This window comes from Amycolatopsis sp. NPDC049868, assembly GCF_044461365.1.
GTDB lineage: Bacteria > Actinomycetota > Actinomycetes > Mycobacteriales > Pseudonocardiaceae > Amycolatopsis.
Map to the genome: position 1 here is coordinate 657527 of NZ_JBITKV010000003.1, position 23129 is coordinate 680655.

At 66.9% G+C, this 23129-nt stretch carries 28 protein-coding genes; 24 read left to right on the forward strand and 4 right to left on the reverse strand.

The window, feature by feature from the left end; all coding sequences use genetic code 11:
• Positions 1 to 245: 245 nt before the first annotated feature.
• From ACIBTM_RS16665 to ACIBTM_RS16700, 8 genes are all read left to right on the forward strand, one after another.
• A complete protein-coding gene (locus ACIBTM_RS16665; RefSeq protein WP_395877492.1) occupies positions 246 to 1778 on the forward strand; it encodes a hypothetical protein in 1533 nt (510 codons plus the stop codon).
• A gap of 177 nt (positions 1779 to 1955) precedes the next feature.
• The gene (locus ACIBTM_RS16670; protein WP_395877494.1) at positions 1956 to 3071 is read left to right on the forward strand and encodes a serine hydrolase domain-containing protein; all 1116 of its coding nucleotides are present in this window, start codon (positions 1956 to 1958) and stop codon (positions 3069 to 3071) included.
• A 607-nt stretch (positions 3072 to 3678) separates the two neighbouring features.
• A complete protein-coding gene (locus tag ACIBTM_RS16675) occupies positions 3679 to 5523 on the forward strand; it encodes a hypothetical protein (protein ID WP_395877496.1) in 1845 nt (614 codons plus the stop codon).
• Between the two features lie 81 nt (positions 5524 to 5604).
• Positions 5605 to 7365 (forward strand): hypothetical protein, encoded by a 1761-nt coding sequence (locus ACIBTM_RS16680; RefSeq protein WP_395877499.1) that lies wholly within the window; start codon positions 5605 to 5607, stop codon positions 7363 to 7365.
• Positions 7366 to 7397: 32 nt separating this feature from the next.
• Positions 7398 to 7631, forward strand: coding sequence for a hypothetical protein (locus ACIBTM_RS16685; RefSeq protein ID WP_016331078.1), 234 nt, complete (start codon positions 7398 to 7400; stop codon positions 7629 to 7631).
• A gap of 26 nt (positions 7632 to 7657) precedes the next feature.
• Positions 7658 to 7891 carry a hypothetical protein gene (locus ACIBTM_RS16690; RefSeq protein ID WP_016331079.1) on the forward strand — a complete coding sequence of 78 codons (234 nt, stop codon included), beginning with the start codon at positions 7658 to 7660 and terminating at the stop codon, positions 7889 to 7891.
• A 55-nt stretch (positions 7892 to 7946) separates the two neighbouring features.
• Positions 7947 to 8438 carry a hypothetical protein gene (locus ACIBTM_RS16695; RefSeq protein WP_395877501.1) on the forward strand — a complete coding sequence of 164 codons (492 nt, stop codon included), beginning with the start codon at positions 7947 to 7949 and terminating at the stop codon, positions 8436 to 8438.
• 72 nt (positions 8439 to 8510) lie between these two features.
• Entirely contained in the window at positions 8511 to 9005 is a 495-nt protein-coding gene (locus tag ACIBTM_RS16700) for a GNAT family N-acetyltransferase (RefSeq protein ID WP_395877503.1), read from the forward strand.
• Positions 9006 to 9009: 4 nt separating this feature from the next.
• On the opposite strand, the gene ACIBTM_RS16705 is transcribed toward ACIBTM_RS16700, so the two are convergent.
• The 4 genes from ACIBTM_RS16705 to ACIBTM_RS16720 all read right to left on the reverse strand — a co-directional run bounded on the left by ACIBTM_RS16705 (position 9010) and on the right by ACIBTM_RS16720 (position 11903).
• Positions 9010 to 9636: a hypothetical protein gene (locus ACIBTM_RS16705; protein WP_395877505.1), complete on the reverse strand. Its 627-nt coding sequence runs from the start codon at positions 9634 to 9636 to the stop codon at positions 9010 to 9012.
• Positions 9637 to 9639: 3 nt separating this feature from the next.
• Positions 9640 to 10827, reverse strand: coding sequence for a hypothetical protein (locus ACIBTM_RS16710; protein WP_395877507.1), 1188 nt, complete (start codon positions 10825 to 10827; stop codon positions 9640 to 9642).
• 15 nt (positions 10828 to 10842) lie between these two features.
• On the reverse strand, positions 10843 to 11202 hold the full coding sequence (locus ACIBTM_RS16715) for a hypothetical protein (protein ID WP_395877509.1): 360 nt from the start codon (positions 11200 to 11202) through the stop codon (positions 10843 to 10845).
• 131 nt (positions 11203 to 11333) lie between these two features.
• Positions 11334 to 11903 carry a YbaB/EbfC family nucleoid-associated protein gene (locus ACIBTM_RS16720; RefSeq protein WP_395877511.1) on the reverse strand — a complete coding sequence of 190 codons (570 nt, stop codon included), beginning with the start codon at positions 11901 to 11903 and terminating at the stop codon, positions 11334 to 11336.
• 663 nt (positions 11904 to 12566) lie between these two features.
• On the opposite strand from ACIBTM_RS16720, the gene rpsL reads away from it, so the two are divergent.
• From rpsL to rplN, 16 genes are all read left to right on the forward strand, one after another.
• Positions 12567 to 12941 (forward strand): 30S ribosomal protein S12, encoded by a 375-nt coding sequence (gene rpsL / locus ACIBTM_RS16725; RefSeq protein ID WP_003102113.1) that lies wholly within the window; start codon positions 12567 to 12569, stop codon positions 12939 to 12941.
• Positions 12941 to 13411 (forward strand): 30S ribosomal protein S7, encoded by a 471-nt coding sequence (gene rpsG / locus ACIBTM_RS16730; protein WP_007031033.1) that lies wholly within the window; start codon positions 12941 to 12943, stop codon positions 13409 to 13411. The genes rpsL and rpsG overlap by 1 nt, the downstream gene beginning before the upstream one ends.
• Positions 13412 to 13474: 63 nt before the next feature.
• Entirely contained in the window at positions 13475 to 15574 is a 2100-nt protein-coding gene (gene fusA, locus ACIBTM_RS16735) for an elongation factor G (RefSeq protein ID WP_395877513.1), read from the forward strand.
• A gap of 124 nt (positions 15575 to 15698) precedes the next feature.
• Positions 15699 to 16892, forward strand: coding sequence for an elongation factor Tu (gene tuf, locus ACIBTM_RS16740; RefSeq protein WP_007031035.1), 1194 nt, complete (start codon positions 15699 to 15701; stop codon positions 16890 to 16892).
• 410 nt (positions 16893 to 17302) lie between these two features.
• The gene (gene rpsJ, locus ACIBTM_RS16745; RefSeq protein ID WP_003102098.1) at positions 17303 to 17608 is read left to right on the forward strand and encodes a 30S ribosomal protein S10; all 306 of its coding nucleotides are present in this window, start codon (positions 17303 to 17305) and stop codon (positions 17606 to 17608) included.
• Between the two features lie 34 nt (positions 17609 to 17642).
• The gene (gene rplC, locus ACIBTM_RS16750; RefSeq protein ID WP_007031036.1) at positions 17643 to 18293 is read left to right on the forward strand and encodes a 50S ribosomal protein L3; all 651 of its coding nucleotides are present in this window, start codon (positions 17643 to 17645) and stop codon (positions 18291 to 18293) included.
• Between the two features lie 2 nt (positions 18294 to 18295).
• Positions 18296 to 18982, forward strand: coding sequence for a 50S ribosomal protein L4 (rplD, locus tag ACIBTM_RS16755; RefSeq protein ID WP_016331090.1), 687 nt, complete (start codon positions 18296 to 18298; stop codon positions 18980 to 18982).
• On the forward strand, positions 18979 to 19290 hold the full coding sequence (gene rplW, locus ACIBTM_RS16760; RefSeq protein WP_005166778.1) for a 50S ribosomal protein L23: 312 nt from the start codon (positions 18979 to 18981) through the stop codon (positions 19288 to 19290). Before rplD ends, rplW begins: the two co-directional genes overlap by 4 nt.
• 16 nt (positions 19291 to 19306) lie before the next feature.
• Entirely contained in the window at positions 19307 to 20140 is an 834-nt protein-coding gene (rplB, locus tag ACIBTM_RS16765; protein ID WP_005166779.1) for a 50S ribosomal protein L2, read from the forward strand.
• Positions 20141 to 20158: 18 nt separating this feature from the next.
• A complete protein-coding gene (gene rpsS, locus ACIBTM_RS16770; RefSeq protein ID WP_003102083.1) occupies positions 20159 to 20440 on the forward strand; it encodes a 30S ribosomal protein S19 in 282 nt (93 codons plus the stop codon).
• Between the two features lie 29 nt (positions 20441 to 20469).
• A complete protein-coding gene (rplV, locus tag ACIBTM_RS16775) occupies positions 20470 to 20886 on the forward strand; it encodes a 50S ribosomal protein L22 (RefSeq protein ID WP_005166780.1) in 417 nt (138 codons plus the stop codon).
• Positions 20886 to 21734, forward strand: a complete 849-nt coding sequence (rpsC, locus tag ACIBTM_RS16780) for a 30S ribosomal protein S3 (RefSeq protein WP_395877515.1) — start codon at positions 20886 to 20888, stop codon at positions 21732 to 21734. Before rplV ends, rpsC begins: the two co-directional genes overlap by 1 nt.
• A 3-nt stretch (positions 21735 to 21737) precedes the next feature.
• Complete coding sequence (gene rplP, locus ACIBTM_RS16785) at positions 21738 to 22157, forward strand: 50S ribosomal protein L16 (protein WP_005166782.1); 420 nt, start codon at positions 21738 to 21740, stop codon at positions 22155 to 22157.
• A complete protein-coding gene (rpmC, locus tag ACIBTM_RS16790) occupies positions 22157 to 22405 on the forward strand; it encodes a 50S ribosomal protein L29 (RefSeq protein ID WP_007031040.1) in 249 nt (82 codons plus the stop codon). Before rplP ends, rpmC begins: the two co-directional genes overlap by 1 nt.
• Positions 22402 to 22680, forward strand: a complete 279-nt coding sequence (gene rpsQ, locus ACIBTM_RS16795; RefSeq protein ID WP_005166784.1) for a 30S ribosomal protein S17 — start codon at positions 22402 to 22404, stop codon at positions 22678 to 22680. Before rpmC ends, rpsQ begins: the two co-directional genes overlap by 4 nt.
• 79 nt (positions 22681 to 22759) lie before the next feature.
• Entirely contained in the window at positions 22760 to 23128 is a 369-nt protein-coding gene (gene rplN, locus ACIBTM_RS16800) for a 50S ribosomal protein L14 (RefSeq protein ID WP_005166785.1), read from the forward strand.
• Position 23129: the final 1 nt, after the last annotated feature.

Here is a 23129-nt window from a genome sequence, read left to right on the forward strand (position 1 = left end):
TTCCATCTGGTAATCAGGGGTGACTCTGCGTGAACAAATCGCCAAGCGGTAGATCCGGCTCACGTACTGGGGCGATCTATCTCGCGACCTTCGCCGTGGCTGCGGCCTTGACCGGCGTATTCGCCACGCCGGCCGGAGCGGATCCGGCACCTTCCTCACCGGCGTCGAGCGCGCCGGCGACATCCGAAGCACCGGCGAGTTCCAGCGCGCCGCCTGGTTCGTCCGTTGCGGAAAGCGCACCTCCGGTGGCGCCGAAGCCGCAGGCCGAGCGACCGACGCTCGAAGCGTCCGTCACCTTCGAAAAGAAGGAGTACCGGACCGACGAGAACGTCCGGTTCACCTTCAAGGTCAAGAACACCGGCGAAATTCCAGCGGTCGATGTGAAGGTGTCCCAATCCATCACCGACCCGGCCGACCTGTCGGTGTCGAGTTGGGGTGATCTGGACTGGGGCAAAGGGGGCGTGGACATCGCGCCGGGCGCGACAGTCGAGGTGGCTGTCACCGGGCAGATCCAGGGCATCGACAAGGACAAGGCCGTCGTCCGCGGCAATCTCTTCGACGTGACCGGGTTCGGTGTCGGCGGCTTCTACGGCGACGTCACCGTAGCCAAGGTCACCGGGCACGCGACGGGATTCGTGTTCGGCGACAAGAACGGCAACGGCCGCGCCGACGACGGCGAACAGCTGTCCGGCATCACCCTGATCCTGGAGTACTCCGGGGCCGTCAAATACGAGGCCACGAGCAACGACGCGGGGAAGATCGACTTCGGCGAAGTCCCGGTCGCCAGGTACCGCCTCGGCGGCGCGGAACTCAAGGGCTGGCACTTCCCGTTCGAGTTCGTGCAGATCGGAACCGAACCGAAGGAGTTGCTCATCCGGGGGGCGCCACCGCTGAACGGCGCGTTGAAGGCATCGATGGCCTTCACTCAGGACAGCTACAAACCCGGCGAGCTCGCGCATGTCTCCGTGACCCTGACCAACTCCGGCTCGATTCCGCTCACGGGCATCGTCGCGGCTTGCGACCGCTATGGAGCCGACTATGCCCTGAAGGGCCGAGACAGCTGGGGAGATCTCGGCTATTTCGGGGCGGGTGTGACGATCGCGCCCGGTGAGACGCGCAGGATCGACGTGTCCGAAAAGGTGCCGGACGCCGCGCTCAACCGCGGCGTGGTCACGGTGAGCTGTGACTTCGGCTATCGCGAGGTCGATGTCGACGGTCACGCTCTGGCCCATGACCAGGCAGCGGTTCCGGGCGGGTTGGCCACCGTCGTCGGTGACGTGGTTCAAATCGCCGGTCAGGGTGAGCCGAAGGGCGTCAGCGGAATCAAAGTCGTGCTCGTCTCCGATGGAAAGTGCCCCGTCATCGGGGAGCGGACGACCGACGCCGAAGGACGCTTCGAATTCCGCAAGGTGGTACCCGGGCCCGACTACAGGCTCTACCTGCTGACACCTCAGGGCTGGCGGATCCGGGGTGAGAACCCGATGCAGATCCAGGTTGTCGGGCCGGAGGACAAGCCCTTCCCGATCCGGATCTTGGCCGAGACCGGCGAGGCGCCCGCGCCCACCGTGCCCACGCAGCCCGCGGACTGCGGCAAATCCGAAACCCCGGCGCCGACGACCACGCCCGCCGGGCAGGGCAGTGGCGGCGGTCAAGGTGGTTCGGGGCTGGCCAGCACCGGTGCCGACGTGATCTGGCTCGGCGCGCTCGCGCTCGCCGCACTGGGCCTCGGAGCGGTTCTGGTCTTCGGCGCCCGCCGCCGTCGTCAGCCAGCCGAATAGCGGCCATCACCCCGAGAAAGCCCCCGGTCCTCCCAGGCCGGGGGCTTTCCCCTTTGCCCGGCCCGACCTGCGTTTAGCCCCCTAATCGCGATCCGGCCGACGATCGGTGCGGTATCCGCCTGGATGCGCGACGGATGGCGGGCGATCCAGGGGCAGCCGGTCGAAAGGATGGTCGATATGGAATCCCTTGTGACAGAAGAGAACTCGGCCACGAAGAGCCTGCGGTCCGCCTTGGACGGTGTCCACCGGGCGGGGGTGCCGGGGGTGTTCGCCGAGGTGCGGGCCGGTGAGCGGTTCTGGCGCGGCGCCGCCGGAGTCGCCGACCTCGAAACCGGTCGCCCCGTCGAGACCGGGATGCGGCAGCGCGTCGGCAGTGTCACCAAGACCTTCGTCTCCGCCGCGGTCCTGCGTCAGGTCGAGGCGGGGCGGCTCGAGCTCGACGCGCCGATCGGTGACTTCCTGCCGCGGCTGGTCCCCGGTGAACGGGGCCGGGCGATCACGATCCGCATGCTGCTCAACCACACCAGCGGCCTCGCCGAGTACCTGCCCTACGCGTTCCCGTCGCTCCAGAAGCTCGCCCCCGGGAGCCTCGACGACAATCGGTTCCAGGAGTTCCACCCGGCGGAGCTGATCGCGATCGGGGTCGGTGCGCCAGCCACCGGCGAGCCGGGCAGTACTCCTGGCGTCTACTCCAACACGAACTACCTGCTGCTGGGCCAACTGCTGGAGCACCTGACCGGCGCCCCGATGGAGGAGCACGTCTCCCGCGCCATCATCGAACCCGCGGGTCTCGCGAACACCGGCTTTCCCGCCGGTCCGCATATCGAGGAGCCGCACTCGCGGATGTACGAGGCGCTGTTCGGCGCGATCGATCCGCCGCGCGACTACAGCGTCTACGACATGTCCTGGGTGATGGCAGGTGCCGGACTGGTCTCGACCGTCGAGGATCTCAACCGCTTCTACCGCAAGCTGATGGCCGGGGAGATCGTCAGTCCCTCGTCGCTGGCGGAGATGCAGCGTCTGGTCCCGGTCATCGCGCAGGACGGGCGGCTGATCGACTACGGGCTCGGCCTGTACAAGACCGAGATACCGGGGCACGGCGTCTTCTGGGGTCACGACGGCACGGTCTGGGGAGCGATGACGATGGCCTGGGCCAGTCCCGATGGCGCGCGGCAGTTCTCCGCCGCGATGAACTTCGTGCGGTGGTGCAAGCCGGACGCCGAAGGAACCTCGCACCCCATCGACGACGCCCTGGCGACCCTCAAGCACCAGGCCCTCTGCGGCCCCGCCTGACCCCGCCGCCGACCTGCGTTTAGCCCCCTAATCGCGATCCGGGGCGGGCGGGCGCAGGTCGGTGTGTGGCGAAGTTCCCGGGATTGAGTAACGAACTCATAACGTCGCCGAGAGGGTGTGGGCGCAGGTTACTGGTCCGTTGTGACCTGCGGTAGTGCCGCCAAGTGGTCTAATTCCCACTGCTCGGAAAATCGCCACCCATCCGGCCCAATGGCCCATCCGCATCGTGGGAAATTCACCCGGCCGTGGCATGTCCCATTCTTTGATCACGAGATTGACACTCCGGCGGGTTCACACGAGTATTTCGCCCATGCAATCCCCAGTCGCCTTGGTGTGGCGCCGGCACGTTGACTTGCGGCAGCAAGCAAGCGCGCTGTGTATGGATTCCTGACCTATTCCGGGTTTGTCGCGACGTAGTGGATTCGCGTATCCGAAGCGGATGCGCCCGTTCCGCGTGCGCTGACGTTTTCCACTGTGCCGCAACGGTTCCCTGTGCGAACCGGCGGTTGATTGCTTTCCCCTTCGATCCGTGCGGTGACGTCTGCGCGAAATAGGGGAGAGGTGTGCCGATTGTCTGGCGCTTCGGTAGCGAAAACAGGGAGAAAGAATGCTATCCAACTCGCCCAAGTGGCGAAAAGTGGTGATAGGCGCCTTGGCGGCGGCACTCGCCGCGGGCACGGTGACCTATACCGGCTCTTCGACGAGTGCCTACGCCGACGTCCAGGTCGTCAAGGATGCGAAGAAGGCCGCCGACGGCAAGGAGTACTGGGTCCAGAACCATCTGGTGTCCAAGGACGTCGCGGCGTCCCGGAGCGCGGACGGCAAGCGCAAGAAGTGGCTGCTGGTCTGGGCCGGTGACGAGAACATCGCCGACACCCTGGTCAAGGACATCAAGAACCTGCCCGGTTCGCTCGGCGGCGGCCTGAACAAGATCAAGAACGCGTTGCCCGGTCCGGACTTCCTCGCCGTGATCGACGCGACGCAGGGTTCGCCGACCTACGGCAAGGTCGTCAACACCGCCACCGTCGGTCCGCTCGTCGAGAACGAGCCGCACCACATGCAGTACGTGTGGCACAAGGGCGACACCATCTACGCCGGTGCGCTGTTCGCCGCCGCGACGTACGCCTTCGACGTCTCCGCGTTGCCGCAGCTGAAGCTCAAGGGTGTCAGCCTTCCGACCCAGACCCTCGGCGGTTCCGTGCCGGACGCGTACTGGGTGCTCAAGGACGGCACGGCGTACGGCACGTACATGGGCGGCCCGGTCGTTCCCGGCCCGCACACCTACGCCAACGGTTCCACCGTGGTGGGCAACGGTTTCGCCGGCAGCCCCGGCGAGGTCGTCCGCTTCGACCAGAACGCGCAGGTGCTTTCGGAGTCCCCTGCCGCCACACCGCAGGGCGACAACAAGAAGCTGTGCGACAACCTCCCGCAGCTGGACAAACCCACCTGCGCCAATCCGCACGGCATCCAGGCCCGCGAGGACCTCAACACGCTGGTCACCAGTGACTACGCCGAGCCGCGGAACATCATCCTCGACCCGGTGAAGCAGCCGTCGCCGTATCTGCGGCGGCCGACCGTCCGCACCTGGGACATCTCCGACCGCAACAAGCCGAAGCTCAAGGCGGTCTCGTACCTGCCGGACGGCCCGAGGGCCGATCCCGCGGACCCGCTGCACGCCGAAAGCCGCGCGGTCATGGAGACCACGGTGACCAACCTGCCCGGCCACAAGGGCGCGTTCGCCCAGACCATGCAGGGCGGCGCGGTCTTCTACACGCCGGACATCACCGCCAAGGAGCCGCACTGGATCCAGGTGTTCGACGACGGCGCGGCGAACAAGGCGATCCACCCGAACAACGACTCCAACGGTGGCGGGTCGAACGGCGGCTGGATCCAGACCAGCCCCGACGACAAGTACCTCTACCGCGCGATCACCGGACGGTCCAAGGGCGCGCTCGGCCCGGACGACCCCGGCACCACCGGTGGCGTGTACGTCCTCGACATCCAGAAGCTGCTCGCCGCCGGCGACAAGGTCGAGAACATCAAGGGCCGGATCGACACGAAGGAGAAGTCCCAGCAGGGCGGTGGCGGCGACCTGCCGACCGTCGTCGGCGCGGCGCCGATCAACCCGGGCACGCCCGGCGGCGGCCCGCACTGGGGCGCGTACGACAACTTCGTGCTTGGTGACGACGGGTACTACCACGAAACCGACAAACCGCAGCACCTTGCGGTGTCGAACTACTTCGTCGCACGGTCCGGTTTGGACGGTGACCACAAGGTCAACCTGCTGAACCTCGGCGAGGACGGGAAGATCGCGGTCGACCGGAACTTCCGGGACGAATTCACCGGACAGGTCGGGATCAACTTCAACCGGAAGACCTGGCCGCACGGGTCCTTCGGCAACGCCAAACCGCACTCCGAACTGTTCGTCGTGGCGGACGCGGATCTCAAATAACCCTGCTCGGCGCGGAAGGTCGTGGGTGGCGGGCACACTCCGCCACCCACGGCTCCGCCGATCTGCTCGGAGAAGGTCCCCATGGATCACCACGTCATACCGGCGAGCTCGGGTTCGGCCGGCGCCGACATCGCCCTCGTCCTGCTCCGGCTCGGACTTCTGCTGGCGACCGCTTTCCTCGCGGGCACAGGGATCCTCCGCCCGCTGGTGGGTGAACTGCCCAGACGTCTTCGTCTCACCATCGCCGCCCTCGGCGGGATTTCCGCCGTGCTCGCCGCGGTTTCCGCCTTCGCGACCGACGTCAACGTCATCGCGTTGATCGTGCATCTCGGCCTGGCACTGGCGATTCCCGTCCTGATCCGCCGGCCGTCCGCAGGCCGCTGGGCCTCGCTCGCGCTCGCCGCGTTGGTGGTGCTCGAAACCTCGCTCGGGCGGACAGGCGTCGAATTCGCCATCGACACCGTCTACGTCGCGGCCGCGGCCTTGTGGTTCGGCGTCACCGTCCTTTCCGTCTGGGTGCCTGCCGCGCAGTGGCGCCAAACGAACTTCCGGCTCGGCCCGCTTTCCCTGACACTGGGCGGACTTCTCGTCGTCGCGGGCGCGGTCCAGCTGTTCTCCTCCGGTCTGGGTTTCGACCGCCGGGTCTACGGCACGCTCTTCGGGCTCACGTTGCTGGTGACCGCGCTGCTGCCGATCGTCGCCACCGTCATCGCGGGCTTCTTCTTCTCGGACAAGGAATCCACGCGTCCCTATCGGTTCGGCGCGGCAGCCGTGGCCGTCGGATTCGTCGCCTGGAGCGCCCTCGCGGCCATTCCCGAACCGCCCGAGCTGCCGGCTCCCGGTGTCGCGTTGCTCGCCGATGCCTCCCTCGGTGAGCAACGGTTCCCTGTGCTGGTGAGCCCGCAGCGGCCCGGCAAGAACCTCGTCCATTTCCCCGCGAGCGCGGGAGAAGACCTGTCCGCCGGACTCGAAGGCGGCCTGATCGGCAAGGCCATCGTGCGCCCCGGCGTCGAGGGCACCTGGGCCGAGGTCGATCTGCCGAAGGGGCGCAGCGACCTGATCATCAGCCGGGGCGAGGAGAAGACGTCGATCGAGGTCGACGCGGGGGAGGAGCCGGGCCTCGCCATCGAGGACGCGGACGCGCCCGAATGTGCTTCGGCCGCGCTGGGCGGCCTGATCGCCGACCGCCGGGAAGTCCTCACGTCTTGCCCCGCGGACGCGCTTTCGAGCGAGGACAGCGGTTCTCTCGTCAAACTCGTCGAATTCCTCGCCGGGCGCAAGCCTTCCGCGCTCACCCTCGTCGAGGACGCGTCACCGCGCAGCGTGGCCGCCGCGAAGCTGGTCCGCGAGACCGCCGCGCGCCTCGGCCTGCCGGTGCAGGCCGAGGCGGGGCCGAACACCGCGCTGCTCGTCGTGTCCGGCTGGGCGGGCGGCTACACGGCGATGACCCGCGCGGCCGAGTCCCAGCAGCTCAAGCCGACCCACCAGTACGGCCTGTACCTGGCGCCCTGGCTGCTGAACGGGCCGATCGTCAACTCCGTCGCGAGCTCCTCGATACCGCTGAGGTTCGATCCGCGCGAGCAGGTCGCCGTCAGCTTCGCCGTCGCCGCGGGCAATGCCTTCGGCGGCGAGAGTCCCACGCTCGGCGGCTTCCGGAGCTGGCTGGGCGACCAGTGGAGGTCGATCAACGGCGACGTCCAGATCTTCGCGGCGGCACAGGTCAACGCCATGCCGATGTACCCGGGCGAACCGCACGCCGTCGGGATGATCGCCGACCGGAACTACGCGGGGCAATGGATCCCCGACGGCACGATTGTGCCGGTCAGCTCGGTACTGCGGTGAAGTTCGATTTCAACGAAAGAATGGGAGAAGAAATGAAGCGAATCGCGGCCCGTGTGCTGCTGCCGCTCGCCGTCGCGGGCGCGCTGTCCGGACTCGCCGGCGGCGTCGCCTCGGCCGACCCGCTGCCGGGTCTGCCCACCGGTGGCGGCAACCCTGCGGTCTGGCTGATCCCGGGGCTGGACCTCGGCGGCCTGCTCGGGCCGACCGTCCCCGTGCCGACCGACGTCCTCGCCCCGATTTACGGGATCATCACGCCCATTTCGTAAAACCGTTACCAGCAAAGGAGAATCTCATGAAGAAGACCTTCGTCCGCGCGGTCACCGGCGCCGCGCTCGCCGGTCTCGTCGTGCTCGGATCGGCCGCTCCCGCGCTCGCCGCGCAGGACGCTCCGAACGATGTCGTGGTCGTCGACGAACCCGACACCAGCGACCTCAACAACATCTGGACGTTCGCGCCGCTCGGCGTCCCGGTGCTGGGGCTGATCCAGTCGCTCAACGGCGTCCCCGGCCGGCTGCTGCCGTCCTGACTTCCGCGGCGGCGCGGCTCACGGGCCGCGCCGCCGCTTTCGGCGAGGAGGACCGATGGCCGACAGACAACTGATCGGGCGCATCGCCATCGCGGGGATCGTGGTGGCCGCGCTCGCGACCTGTGTGGTGCTGCTCAACGGCGGTGAGGAACCGGAGCCCGAGACCGTGGCCGTGGTCGGCGAACCGGCCGAGACCGCGCCGTCGCGGGGACCGGACCGCACGATCACGCGGACGCTCAGCCAGGCACAGCCGCAGCCGGTGTCGAACGACTGGCGGATCGCCTACGAGCTCGCCGGGACGGGGACCGCGACCGTGGTCTACGACTCCAACGGGCTGGGGCTCGTGCACCAGGAGCTGCAGGTGACGCTGCCGTGGCGCAAGGAGCTCACGTGGAAGAACACCGGCACCCCGCCGACCGTCCAGCTGATGGGGCAGGGCGAGGGGGCCGTCGAATGCCGGGTGGCCGTGGGCGGCGCCGTGGTCACCTCGGAGAAGTCCGCCCCCGGCGAGGTCGCGACCTGCGCCGGCCGCCTGGCCCCCTCCTGACCTGCGTTTAGCCCCCTAATCGCGATCCGGCGGGCGGGGAAAACCGGTGGCCAGGGTAGGCAGAATGTAGCCATGACCTGGAGCTTCGAAGTCACGCCCGTCGATCACCCGGACGCCGCCCAGCTGCTGCGCGAGTACCTGGACGAAATCGCGTCCCGCTTCTACGAGCGTCAGGTCACCGAAGAGGAGCTCGACGGCTTGCTCCTGGAGCACCACAGCCGTGATCTGGCCCCGCCGACCGGCGCCTTCCTCCTCGCGCGGCGCGACGGGGTACTCGCCGGTTGCGCCGGGCTGCGGGTCGCCTCGCCCGAGATCACCGAGCTCACCCGCGTCTTCCTGCGGAAGTCCGAGCGCGGCAACGGCGGTGCCGCGCTGCTCGTGGCCGCCGCCGAAGACGTCGCCCGCGGCCTCGGTGCCTCGTTGATCCGTCTCGACACCCGTCGCGACCTGGTCGAGGCGAGGGCCCTGTACGCGCGCCTCGGCTACGACGAGGTCGAGCCCTTCAACAACGAACCCTTCGCCCACCACTTCTTCGCGAAGTCCCTGGAAGTCCCGGATCGCGTTTAGCCCGCTAAACGCGATCCGGCGGGGTGGTGGTGAGCGGGGCCCGGTCGGCGACGTCGGCCAGGTAGTCCAAGGTGCGCAGCAGCTGCTTCCCGCTCGGCAGGGTCTTCGGGACCACCGCCACCGTCCGCCCGGACGTATGGAACTCGCGGCACCTGCCCGCGTTCCCCGTCAGCCAGTCGCGGACCTCGGGACGCAGGACGAACGCGGGATTCGAACAGTCCACTTCGGAGCCGCTGATCGAGAGTGTGCAGTCCGGCATTTCGGCGCCGACCTCGACGTGCACGACCGTCCGCAGCGAACCGGACTCGCGGGTGCCGTCCTGGCGGAACCCGGCACCCGGCCGGTGATACCGGTAGACACCGAACGGCTTCCCTCGGTGCGTGCCGACCACCGCCTGGTCGATCGACTCGCCGGCCCGCCGCAACGGGGCGGGTGCCCGGCCCGTCGAGGGCTGCTCGTGCCGCCCGCCCGCGGCGCCGTGCCCGAGCCGGGCACCGCTGTAGAAGTCCCAGCCCCGCTCCCGCGCCAACGTGGCCAGCCCGCGTTTCTTCGCCGCCCCGGCGAGGATCCACCAGACGGCGAGCACGATCGGCAACGCCACCGAAACGATGGCGATGATCCACGCGGTCACGGCTCAGAAGTCCAGATTGTCGGAGGCTTCCTCGGGTGTCTGTTCGTCGTCACCCACGGAACCGTACTGGCCCGCCTTGATCCCGCCCGACGTGTACGTGCCGGCCTTCCCCAAGACACCCGCCGCGACCTCACCCTTCTCGCGGCCCGTCTCCGGCGTCTTCCAGCTACCGTCCGGATTCGTGGCCTTGCCGAGCCCGACGGTGTTCAGCGCGGCCTTCTTCGTGGCCGACGTCATCCGCTCACCGAAACCGTCCGCGAGCCTGCCGCCCATCGCGCCGTCCTTCGAGGCGAACTTGCCCCACGCGGACGCGCCCGGCCCGGCCGCCAGCTGCGCGGTGGACCTGTTGTGGGCCATCAGCTCCTTGTAGTTGCCCTTCCACTTGCCGAAGAACTCCTTGAGCTTGCCCAGGAACTGCTTGATCTTGTCGAGCAGCTGGCGGAGCTTGTTCAGGAACTTCTGCACCTTCGACGTCGTGGAGACCGCGCGGGTGGCCGTCAGCCCGCCCGCCGTCGCCGTCGAACCGCCACAGGTCGGGACGGCCGCGGCCAGCGCCGGGATCCAGATCATGATCAGCCAGGTGATGAACTCGGTGAGGATCGCCTTGATGAACTCCTCGATCACCGTCATCACCATGCTGGAGATCTGCAGCAGCTGGGCGATGTCCCCCGCCTGCGCGGCGATCCCGTCGATGCCCTGCGCGAACTTCGCCAGCTTCTCGCCCGCCGCGTTCGCCGCGTCACCGGTCCACTGGGACAGCGACGTCTTCGCGTCTTCGCCGAACTTCTTGCTGTAGTTCTGCAGATAGACACCGATGTTGTTGAAGTTGCCCGCGGCGTTCGACAACGCCGGACCGTCGCCGCTCACCATGTGGATGGCGTCCTGGATCGGCTGGCACACGTTCATCAGGAAGCTGAGCCCCTGGCCGACCAGCCAGCCGATCGGGTCGCTGGCGATATCCGCCACGCCCATGCACGAGCTGACGAAGCCGGCGCCGCTGGCCGCGATGGTCCCGATGTCGCTCGCCTGGAACCCGTCCGCGGTCGCCTTCTTGACGGTGTCGAAGGTGCTGAAGCCACTGCCGATCGGCCCGGGCAGCGAGGTCAGCATCTTGTCCGTGCGGATGGTGTCCGGGTTGTAGTCGTTGATCTGGATCTTGGTGTGCTCGCCGGTGATCTTCTGATCGGCCACGATCAGTCCCCCTCGCTACTTGGCCGGCCCCATCTTCGGTGTCCTCGATTGCGCCGGCTGCTCCAGCAGCTTGAGGATTTCGTTGAGCGCCTTGACGTTGTCGTCTTCGTTCCGCTCGTAGGCGGTGGCGGCGTTGCCGAGCTTCTCCGAAGCCGCGGTCAGTCCCGCGGACATCTCGATCAGCAGATCCTGCAGGTCGGTGAGCGTCGCCGTGTACTCGTGCTTCACGAACAGGCCGACCACCCCCCAGGATTCGTCACCGACGTCGGACTGCTGCACCAGCCGTCCGACCTCGTTCGGGATCTGGACGTCCTGCCCGAGCTTGCCCGAGTAGGTGCGCAGAGCGCTGATCACCACCTCATGCCCTCCGGCCATCGGCGGTCCCTCCCTTCGCGCACCTTCCGATGCGGCTCGTCGTGATCGGCCCCTTGGACCCGGCTGCCTCGCCCGCGGTTCCCAGAGCCGCGGATCGCGTTTAGCCCGCTAAAGGCGATCCGGGCCGGGGGTCAGTGGTCGTCGTCGAAAAGGTTCTTCAGGAAACGGTCGCCGTCCGAGCCGCCCGGCGCCGGGGGCTGAGGAGGCTGCGGTCGCTGCGGCTCGTCGGCGGACTTGAGGACGGAACGCTCGGAGTAGTCGTCGGACGGCTCGGCCGACGGCCGCGACGGCGACTCCTCGTCCATCCGCGCCCGCATCTCCTCGACGGTGGTGCCGAACAGCTCCGCCTGGGTTTCCAGCACCTGGTCCACCAGGTTGAGGTCGTCGCCCATGTGTTCTTCGACGATGGTGGCCTGCTTGCGGGCCGATTCGGCCACGGCCTGCTGGATGGTCGACATCAGCGCCGCGGAAAGCGCGTCCGGCCGCTGGCGAAGGGCGTCTTCGGTGAATTTGACGTCCATGATCGCCCCGCCGGGCCCGGCGACCACGGTCACCGAACGGTCCGAAGAGGACGCCGTCGCCTCGATCCTGCTGAGCTCGTCCTGCATCCCGCCGACATTCGCGAGCCGATCGTCGACGTTCTGGAGCTGGGACTGGAACTTGTCGAATTGCGCGACCAGTTGCTCGAACTCGGCGGACATGGAGCCTCCCCATACTTGCGGTACGCCGGTCGAACCGACGCTGTGACCAGTCTCATCGTGACTCATTCACCGGTTCGACGCGACGGGGTGCTTCTCGGATCCATCCGGCTCACCCGTTAGGGGAATAGGTAGCGTGGTTCGCCGAGCAGTGATCCACAAGTACGGAATCTGTACCAGCGAGGGGAGGGCGTCGTGGACGCCGAGCAGCAGGAAAGCACCGAGGAACCCAGGCGGGGGAGTCACGCGGCGCCGGAGGGGGCTCCCGTGCATCCGTTGATCGATCTTTCCCGTGACCCGCACCCGGGCCGGGCAGATCACGCCAAGCCCGAAGAGGAATAAGGACGGCCCGAAACGCCGTTCCATCAGGGTGGCCGCGGCGTGACGCCCGGCACGATATAGTTATCGACCCCCCGATTTGGCCGGTCCGGAAGTGGCCGGGTATCTTTGGAGACCGTGCCCGGCAGGCGTCGGGCCGTCCCGTGTGCCGTGCGGCACGGACGGGGTGCTCAGGCATCCGGTCCGAAGGCTTCGCCCACGCGGGATCCGACGGAAAATCCCTACGGGAAGTTACCGGTCGCAAGACCGTGACGCGGGCCGACACGCCCGACCGCGGGGGCCGGAGACAACACGTAGTAGCAAGATCGCGAACAGAAAGCTGGTCCATTGCCCACGATCCAGCAGCTGGTCCGTAAGGGCCGCCAGGACAAGGCTGCCAAGCAGAAGACCGCGGCCCTCAAGGGGAGCCCGCAGCGGCGTGGCGTGTGCACTCGCGTGTACACCACAACCCCCAAGAAGCCGAACTCGGCGCTTCGCAAGGTCGCTCGTGTGAAGCTGACCAGCGGCATCGAGGTCACCGCCTACATTCCCGGTGAAGGCCACAACCTGCAGGAGCACTCGATGGTGCTCGTGCGCGGTGGTCGTGTGAAGGACCTGCCGGGTGTCCGCTACAAGATCATCCGCGGTTCGCTCGACACCCAGGGTGTCAAGAACCGTAAGCAGGCGCGCAGCCGGTACGGCGCGAAGAAGGAGAAGAGCTAATGCCCCGCAAGGGTCCGGCCCCGAAGCGGCCGCTGATCTCTGACCCCGTCTACGCATCCCCGCTGGTCACCCAGCTGGTGAACAAGGTGCTGAAGGACGGCAAGCGGTCCCTGGCCGAGCGCATCGTCTACGGCGCTCTCGAAGGCGCTCGCGAGAAGACCGGCACCGACCCGGTCGTCACGCTGAAGCGCGCCCTCGACAACGTGAAGCCCACCATCGAGGTGAAGAGCCGCCGCGTCGGTGGTGCCACCTACCAGGTGCCGATCGAGGTCAAGCCGGGCCGCTCCACCACCCTCGCGCTGCGTTGGCTGGTCTCCTTCTCGCAGGCTCGTCGCGAGAAGACCATGATCGAGCGCCTGCAGAACGAACTGCTCGACGCGAGCAACGGCCTCGGCGCCAGCGTGAAGCGGCGTGAGGACACCCACAAGATGGCCGAGTCCAACAAGGCCTTCGCGCACTACCGCTGGTGATGACCGCCCGGCTGCCGATCAAAGCCTTGCCGGGCCCCAATTTTGAGACAGGGGAACACTCTCGTGGCACGTGAAGTGCTGACCGACCTGAACAAGGTCCGCAACATCGGCATCATGGCCCACATCGACGCCGGTAAGACCACCACCACCGAGCGGATCCTGTTCTACACCGGGATCAACTACAAGATCGGCGAGGTGCACGACGGCGCCGCGACGATGGACTGGATGGAGGAGGAGCAGAAGCGGGGTATCACCATCACCTCGGCTGCCACCACCACCTTCTGGGCCGACCACCAGATCAACATCATCGACACCCCGGGTCACGTCGACTTCACCGTCGAGGTGGAGCGTTCGCTGCGGGTGCTCGATGGTGCCGTCGCCGTCTTCGACGGCAAGGAAGGTGTCGAGCCGCAGTCCGAGCAGGTCTGGCGTCAGGCGGACAAGTACGAGGTTCCTCGTATCTGCTTCGTCAACAAGATGGACAAGCTCGGCGCGGACTTCTACTTCACCGTCCGCACCATCGAGGAGCGCCTCGGCGCCCGTCCGCTGGTCATCCAGCTGCCGATCGGTGCCGAGAACGAGTTCGAAGGCGTCATCGACCTGGTCCGCATGAAGGCGCTGACCTGGCGCGGCGAGGTCCAGAAGGGCGAGGACTACTCGGTCGAGGACATCCCCGCGGAGCTGGCCGACAAGGCCGCCGAGTACCGCGAGAAGCTCGTCGAGAGTGTCGCCGAGACCGACGACGCGCTCATGGAGAAGTTCCTTGAGGGCGAGGAGCTGACCGAGGCCGAGATCAAGGCCGGTATCCGGAAGCTCACCGTGAACCGCGAGGCGTACCCGGTGCTCACCGGTTCCGCGTTCAAGAACAAGGGCGTCCAGCCCATGCTCGACGCGGTCATCGACTACCTTCCGTCGCCGCTGGACGTCCCGGCCGTCGAGGGCACGCTGCCCGACGGCGAGACCGTCGTGTCGCGCAAGCCGTCGACCGAGGAGCCCTTCTCCGCTCTGGCGTTCAAGATCGCCGCGCACCCGTTCTTCGGCAAGCTGACCTACATCCGGGTGTACTCGGGCAAGGTCTCCTCCGGCGCGCAGCTGATCAACGCGACCAAGGAGCGCAAGGAGCGCATCGGGAAGCTCTTCCAGATGCACTCCAACAAGGAGAACCCGGTCGACGAGGCCCAGGCCGGCCACATCTACGCGGTCATCGGCCTGAAGGACACCACCACCGGTGACACCCTCGCCGACCCGCAGAACCCGGTCGTCCTCGAGTCGATGACGTTCCCGGCGCCGGTCATCCGCGTCGCGATCGAGCCGAAGACCAAGGCCGACCAGGAGAAGCTGTCCCTGGCGATCCAGAAGCTGGCCGAAGAGGACCCGACGTTCCAGGTCAACCTGGACGAGGACACCGGCCAGACGATCATCGCCGGTATGGGCGAGCTGCACCTCGAGGTGCTGGTCAACCGCATGAAGTCCGACTACAAGGTCGAGGCGAACATCGGTAAGCCGCAGGTCGCCTACCGCGAGACGGTGCGCAAGACGGTCGAGAAGCTCGACTACGTGCACAAGAAGCAGACCGGTGGTTCCGGTCAGTTCGCGAAGGTCATCGTCAAGCTCGAGCCGCTCGAGTCCACCGACGGTGCCCTCTACGAGTTCGACAACAAGGTCACCGGTGGCCGCGTGCCGCGGGAGTACATCCCGTCGGTCGACGCGGGCGCGCAGGACGCCATGCAGTACGGCGTGCTGGCCGGCTACCCGCTCGTCGGGTTGAAGTTCACCTTGTTGGACGGCGCGTACCACGAGGTCGACTCTTCGGAAATGGCCTTCAAGATCGCCGGTTCCATGGCGATGAAGGAAGCCGCGAAGAAGGCCGGTCCGGTCATCCTCGAGCCGCTGATGGCCGTCGAGGTCACCACGCCCGAGGACTACATGGGCGATGTGATCGGCGACCTCAACTCCCGCCGTGGCCAGATCCAGGCCATGGAGGAGCGCGCCGGTACCCGTGTCGTCAAGGCACTGGTCCCGCTGTCGGAGATGTTCGGTTACGTCGGCGACCTGCGTTCGCGTACGCAGGGACGTGCCAACTACTCCATGGTGTTCGACTCCTACGCCGAGGTTCCCGCGAACGTCGCGAAGGAAATCATCGCGAAGGCGACGGGGGAGTAGTTCCCGTCCGCTCGCGGGCATAAGGAACACTCCTGAACGTCCGCAGCATCCGTCAAGAAACGAATCCCCGTCCGACAGCCACGTTGGCCGGTGAGTAAGCAAAACAGTCCAGGAGGACATTCCAGTGGCGAAGGCGAAATTCGAGCGGACCAAGCCGCACGTCAACATCGGGACCATCGGTCACGTCGACCACGGTAAGACCACTCTGACCGCGGCGATCACCAAGGTTCTGCACGACAAGTACCCCGAGCTGAACACCGCTTCGGCGTTCGACCAGATCGACAACGCGCCGGAAGAGAAGCAGCGCGGTATCACGATCAACATCTCGCACGTCGAGTACCAGACCGAGAAGCGTCACTACGCCCACGTGGACGCCCCGGGTCACGCGGACTACATCAAGAACATGATCACCGGTGCGGCGCAGATGGACGGCGCGATCCTCGTGGTCGCGGCGACCGACGGCCCGATGCCGCAGACCCGTGAGCACGTGCTGCTCGCGAAGCAGGTCGGCGTGCCCTACATCGTGGTCGCGCTGAACAAGGCCGACATGGTCGACGACGAGGAGATCCTGGAGCTCGTCGAGCTCGAGGTCCGCGAGCTGCTGTCTTCCCAGGACTTCCCGGGTGACGACGCTCCGGTCATCAAGGTCTCCGGCCTGAAGGCCCTCGAGGGCGACGCCAAGTGGGGCGAGAGCGTTCTCGAGCTGATGGAAGCCGTCGACGAGAACGTGCCGGACCCGGTGCGCGAGCTCGACAAGCCGTTCCTGATGCCGATCGAAGACGTCTTCACCATCACCGGCCGTGGCACGGTCGTGACCGGTCGCATCGAGCGCGGCCGCGTCAACGTGAACGAAGAGGTCGAGATCGTCGGCATCAAGGAGAAGTCGACCAAGACCACCGTCACCGGTGTCGAGATGTTCCGCAAGCTGCTCGACCAGGGTGAGGCCGGCGACAACGTCGGTCTGCTGGTCCGCGGTATCAAGCGCGAGGACGTCGAGCGCGGCCAGGTCGTCGTGAAGCCGGGCACCACCACCCCGCACACGGAGTTCGAGGGCTCGGTCTACATCCTGTCGAAGGACGAGGGTGGCCGTCACACCCCGTTCTTCAACAACTACCGCCCGCAGTTCTACTTCCGTACCACGGACGTGACCGGCGTCGTCACCCTCAAGGAGGGTGTCGAGATGGTCATGCCGGGCGACAACACGGACATCAGCGTTGTGCTGATCCAGCCGGTCGCCATGGACGAGGGCCTGCGTTTCGCCATCCGTGAGGGTGGACGGACCGTCGGCGCCGGCCAGGTCACCAAGATCATCAAGTGATTTAGACGCCCCGCCCGGGGGCAATACACCCCCGGGTTAGGGGCGTCAAATCACGTGTGCGACACTATTCAGGTTGCTCGTCCTGGGGCGGCCGAACTCGTACTTCTTCGGAAGACAGGTTCCGGCCGCCCTGGTATGAGCGGCCACGGTCCGCGGAGCACTTCCTTCGGGTGAGGCTAGCGGGCAAGGGCGTTTGAGACGGCGATCCAAGCTTTTCCGCCGGCTCGATGCCTCCTCACGTTGAGGAAGACCAGGCAAGACGAAGATCCCGCGGGATCCGTCTGTGCGTCGGGCACGACACGCCCGACCGCGTGGACCGGGGACAGGGCCGTTGAACTGGGAAAACCTCAGCCAGGCTGAGGTTTGAAAAGACAAAAGCGGCACGAGACGACAAGGAACGAGCAGCCACCATGGCGGGACAGAAGATCCGCATCCGGCTCAAGGCCTACGACCACGAGGCGATCGACACCTCGGCACGCAAGATCGTCGAGACGGTCACGCGTACCGGCGCCCGTGTTGTCGGGCCGGTGCCGCTGCCCACCGAGAAGAACGTTTACTGCGTCATCCGCTCGCCGCACAAGTACAAGGACTCGCGCGAGCACTTCGAGATGCGCACGCACAAGCGTCTGATCGACATCCTCGACCCGACGCCGAAGACGGTCGACGCGCTCATGCGCATCGACCTGCCGGCGAGCGTCGACGTCAACATCCAGTAGCAGCGGCTGGCGAGCGGCGGAGAGTAAGAGACTCATGTCTGACAGGCAAGTGAAGGGCATCCTGGGCACCAAGCTCGGCATGACCCAGGTCTTCGACGAGAACAACCGGGTCGTCCCGGTGACCGTCGTGCAGGCCGGGCCGAACGTGGTCACCCAGGTTCGGACCCAGGAGAACGACGGCTACAAGGCCGTGCAGCTGGCTTTCGGCGCGGTCGACCCGCGTCGCGTGAACAAGCCGCGCACCGGCCACTTCGACAAGGCGAGCGTGACCCCGCGTCGTTACCTTGCGGAGCTGCGTACCACCGACGCCGAGACCTACGAGGTCGGCCAGGAGATCACCGCCGAGGTGTTCGAGGCCGGTATCGAGGTCGACGTGACCGGTACCAGCAAGGGCAAGGGTTACGCCGGTGTCATGAAGCGTCACGGCTTCAAGGGCCAGGGCGCGAGCCACGGTGCCCAGGCCGTGCACCGCAAGCCCGGCTCGATCGGTGGCTGCGCCACCCCGGGCCGCGTCTTCAAGGGCCTGCGCATGGCGGGCCGGATGGGCAACGACCGGGTCACCACGCAGAACCTGACCGTGCACGCGGTGCGTGCCGAGGACGGCCTGCTGCTGATCAAGGGCGCCGTGCCCGGTCCCAAGGGCGGCCTGCTGTTCGTTCGCAGCGCCGCGAAGGGTGGTAACTGAACATGACCAGCGTCGAGCTGAAGACCCCGGCCGGTAAAGCCGACGGCACGGTCGAGCTCCCCTCGGAGATCTTCGACGTGCAGGCCAACGTGCCCCTCATGCACCAGGTCGTGGTGGCCCAGCTGGCCGCCGCTCGCCAGGGCACGCATGACACCAAGACCCGCGGTGAAGTCCGCGGTGGTGGCAAGAAGCCGTACCGCCAGAAGGGCACCGGCCGCGCCCGCCAGGGTTCGACCCGTGCGCCGCAGTTCACCGGTGGTGGCGTCGTCCACGGCCCCACGCCGCGTGACTACACCCAGCGGACCCCGAAGAAGATGAAGGCCGCCGCCCTGCGTGGCGCCCTCTCCGACCGGGCCCGTGCCGGACAGCTGCACGTCATCACCGAACTGGTGACCGGCGAGAAGCCGTCCACCAAATCCGCCAAGGCCGCCATCGCCGCGGTGACCCAGGCGAAGCGCGTTCTCGTGGTCCTGCACCGCGACGACGAGCTGAGCTGGAACTCCGTGCGCAACCTGGCCGAGGTCCACATCATCACGCCCGACCAGCTCAACACCTACGACGTGTTGGTCAACGACGACGTGGTGTTCACCAAGGCCGCTTACGACGTGTTCGTCGCCGGCCCCGTCCGGGGCAAGGGCGCGAAGGCTTCGGCTCGGTCGAGCGAGGTTGAAGGGAGTGACGAGCAGTGAGTGCGATCGCCATCCCCGATCCCCGCGACATCTTGCTCGCGCCGGTGATCTCCGAGAAGTCCTACGGGCTGCTCGAGGACCACAAGTACACGTTCATCGTCCGCCCGGACGCCAACAAGACCCAGATCAAGATCGCGGTCGAGAAGGTGTTCGGCGTCAAGGTGGTCAGCGTCAACACGGCCAACCGCCAGGGCAAGCGTAAGCGGACTCGCGCCGGCTTCGGCAAGCGCAAGGACACCAAGCGCGCCATCGTGACTCTTTCGGCTGAGAGCAAGCCGATCGAGATCTTCGGCGGACCCACCGCGTAAAGGACTGAGCTGACACATGGGCATCCGCAAGTACAAGCCGACGACCCCGGGTCGTCGCGGTTCCAGCGTCTCCGACTTCGCCGAGATCACTCGGTCCACCCCGGAGAAGTCGCTGCTGCGTCCGCTGAGCAAGTCCGGCGGCCGTAACTCCAGCGGCAAGATCACCACCCGGCACAAGGGTGGCGGCCACAAGCGCGCGTACCGGCTGATCGACTTCCGCCGGAACGACAAGGACGGCGTTCCCGCCAAGGTCGCGCACATCGAGTACGACCCCAACCGGTCCGCTCGTATCGCGCTGCTGCACTACGCCGACGGCGAGAAGCGCTACATCATCGCCCCGGAGAAGCTCAAGCAGGGTGACACGGTTGAGAACGGCCCCCGCGCCGACATCAAGCCGGGTAACAACCTGCCGCTGCGCAACATCCCGGTCGGCACCGTGATCCACGCGATCGAGCTCCGCCCCGGTGGCGGCGCGAAGATGGCGCGGTCCGCCGGTGCCAAGGTGCAGCTGGTGGCGAAGGACGGGCCGTACGCCCAGCTTCGTCTCCCCTCGGGCGAGATCCGCAACGTCGACGTGCGCAACCGCGCCACCATCGGCGAGGTCGGCAACTCCGAGCACTCGAACATCAACTGGGGCAAGGCGGGCCGTAACCGCTGGCGCGGCAAGCGCCCCACCGTCCGTGGTGTCGTCATGAACCCGGTCGACCACCCGCACGGTGGTGGTGAGGGTAAGACCTCCGGTGGTCGCCACCCGGTGAACCCGAACGGTAAGCCCGAAGGCCGCACTCGCCGCCGCAAGGCTTCCGACGCCATGATCGTCCGCCGCCGGCGTACCGGCAAGAAGCGCTGAGCAGGGAGGTAGAAGAACATGCCACGTAGCCTCAAAAAGGGCCCCTTCGTGGACGACCACCTGCTCAAGAAGGTGGACGCTCTCAACGAGTCGGGCAAGAAGACCGTGATCAAGACGTGGTCGCGTCGCTCCACGATCATCCCGGATTTCCTGGGTCACACGATCGCGGTGCACGACGGCCGCAAGCACGTCCCGGTGTTCGTCACCGAGGCGATGGTGGGTCACAAGTTGGGCGAATTCGCGCCGACTCGGACCTTCAAGGGCCACATCAAGGACGACCGCAAGTCGCGCCGCCGCTGAGCGGGCACGAGAGAACAAGGAAGCTAGCGATGAACGCCCAGAACGACGTGGCCGAGGCATTGCCGACGGCTTACGCGCGGGCTCGCTTCGTCCGGGACTCGCCTACCAAGGTGCGCCGGGTGATCGAGCTGATCAAGGGACGTAGCGCCGCCGACGCCTTGGCCGTGCTCCAGTTCGCCCCGCAGGCGGCAAGCGAGCCGGTCGCGAAGGTGCTCGCCAGCGCCGTGGCCAACGCCGAGAACAACCTCGATCTCGACCCGGACACCCTCTGGGTCAAGAACGCCTACGCCGACGAGGGCCCGACCCTCAAGCGCATCCGTCCGCGGGCCCAGGGCCGCGCGTACCGGATCCGCAAGCGGACCAGCCACATCACCGTCGAGGTGGAGTCGCGTCCCAAGGCCGAGGCCAAGAAGGCACAGGGCAAGAAGAAGGCAGGTGGCCGGTAGTGGGCCAGAAGATCAACCCGCACGGCTTCCGCCTGGGTATCACCACGGACTGGAAGTCGCGTTGGTACGCCGACAAGCAGTACGCGGAGTACGTGGCCGAGGACGTCAAGATCCGGAAGCTGCTGTCCACGGGCATGGAGCGCGCCGGGATCTCCAAGGTCGAGATCGAGCGCACCCGTGACCGGGTCCGCGTCGACATCCACACCGCCCGGCCGGGCATCGTCATCGGCCGTCGCGGCGCGGAGGCCGACCGCATCCGCGGCGCGCTGGAGAAGCTGACCGCCAAGCAGGTCCAGCTGAACATCCTCGAGGTCAAGAACCCCGAGGCCGACGCCCAGCTCGTCGCTCAGGGTGTCGCGGAGCAGCTGAGCAACCGTGTGGCGTTCCGCCGCGCGATGCGCAAGGCGATCCAGACCTCCATGCGTTCGCCGCAGGTCAAGGGCATCCGCGTGCAGTGCGGCGGTCGTCTCGGCGGTGCCGAGATGTCCCGCTCCGAGCACTACCGCGATGGCCGCGTCCCGCTGCACACGCTGCGCGCCGACATCGACTACGGCTTCTTCGAGGCCAAGACGACGTTCGGTCGCATCGGCGTGAAGGTGTGGATCTACAAGGGCGAGCTCGTGGGTGGCCTCAAGGCCAAGGAGGCGCGTGACGCCGCCGCGGCCGCCGAGCGTGCCCCGCGCCGTGACCGTGGTGACCGTCCGTCCCGACCGCGCCGTTCCGGCTCGTCGGGCACGACGCCGACCTCGACCGAAGCCGGCCGGGCGGCCGCCGCCGCGAAGAGCGGCGACGCCCCCGCGGCCACCGAGGCCCCGGCTGCTGAGACTGCAGAAAAGACGGAGGGCTGACACGTGCTCATCCCGCGCAGGGTCAAGCACCGGAAGCAGCACTCCCCGAAGCGCCACGGTGCCGCCAAGGGCGGTACGAAGGTGAACTTCGGCGAGTACGGCATCCAGGCGCTTGAGCACAGCTACGTGACCAACCGGCAGATCGAGTCCGCTCGTATCGCCATGACGCGTCACATCAAGCGTGGTGGCAAGGTGTGGACGACCATCTACCCGGACCGCCCGCTGACCAAGAAGCCGGCGGAAACCCGCATGGGTTCCGGTAAGGGTTCGCCCGAGTGGTGGATCGCCAACGTGAAGCCGGGCCGCGTGATGTTCGAGATCTCGTTCCCGAACGAGGAGACCGCCCGTGAGGCGCTCCGTCGCGCGATCCACAAGCTGCCCATGAAGTGCCGCATCGTGACCCGTGAAGGTGGTGAGTTCTGATGGCGAAGGCAGGTGCCGCCCAGGCATCGGAGCTGCGTGAGCTCACCGCGGAAGAGCTCGTTCTGCGTCTGAAGGAATACAAGGAGGAGCTCTTCAACCTCCGCTTCCAGATGGCGACCGGACAGCTCGACAACAACCGCCGTCTGCGCACCGTCCGCACGGACATCGCGCGGATCTACACGGTCATGCGCGAGCGTGAACTCGGCCTGTCCGTTTCCCCTGACGCCGAGAGTGAAGGTGCCGCATGAGCGAGCAGCCCACCGAGGCGGCCGGCCGCAACGACCGTAAGGTCCGTGAGGGCTATGTCGTCTCGGACAAGATGAACAAGACGATCGTGGTCGAGCTCGAAGACCGCAAGAAGCACCGTCGTTACGCCAAGGTTCTCCGCAGCACCAGCAAGGTCAAGGTGCACGACGAGAACAACGAGGCGGGCGTGGGCGACCGGGTCACCCTGATGGAGACCCGCCCGCTGTCGGCGACCAAGCGCTGGCGTCTGGTGCAGATCGTGGAGAAGGCCAAGTAAGTAGGGCTCTTTTTGAGTCCCTTAGTTCCGCAAGGCTCGCGCTTCATCGCGAGAACCAGCGCGACATACAGGAGTAGACGTGATCCAGCAGGAGTCGCGGCTTCGGGTTGCCGACAACACGGGCGCGAAGGAGATCCTTTGCATCCGCGTTCTCGGTGGCTCGGGGCGGCGCTACGCGGGCATCGGTGACATCATCGTCGCCACCGTGAAGGACGCCATGCCGGCTGCCGGCGTGAAGAAGGGTGACGTCGTCAAGGCGGTCATCGTTCGCACGCGCAAGGAGCGCCGTCGTCCGGACGGTTCTTACATCCGCTTCGACGAGAACGCTGCTGTGCTCATCAAGAACGACAATGAGCCCCGCGGCACCCGCATCTTCGGGCCGGTCGGCCGCGAGCTGCGCGACCGAAAGTTCATGAAGATCATTTCGCTCGCGCCGGAGGTGTTGTAGA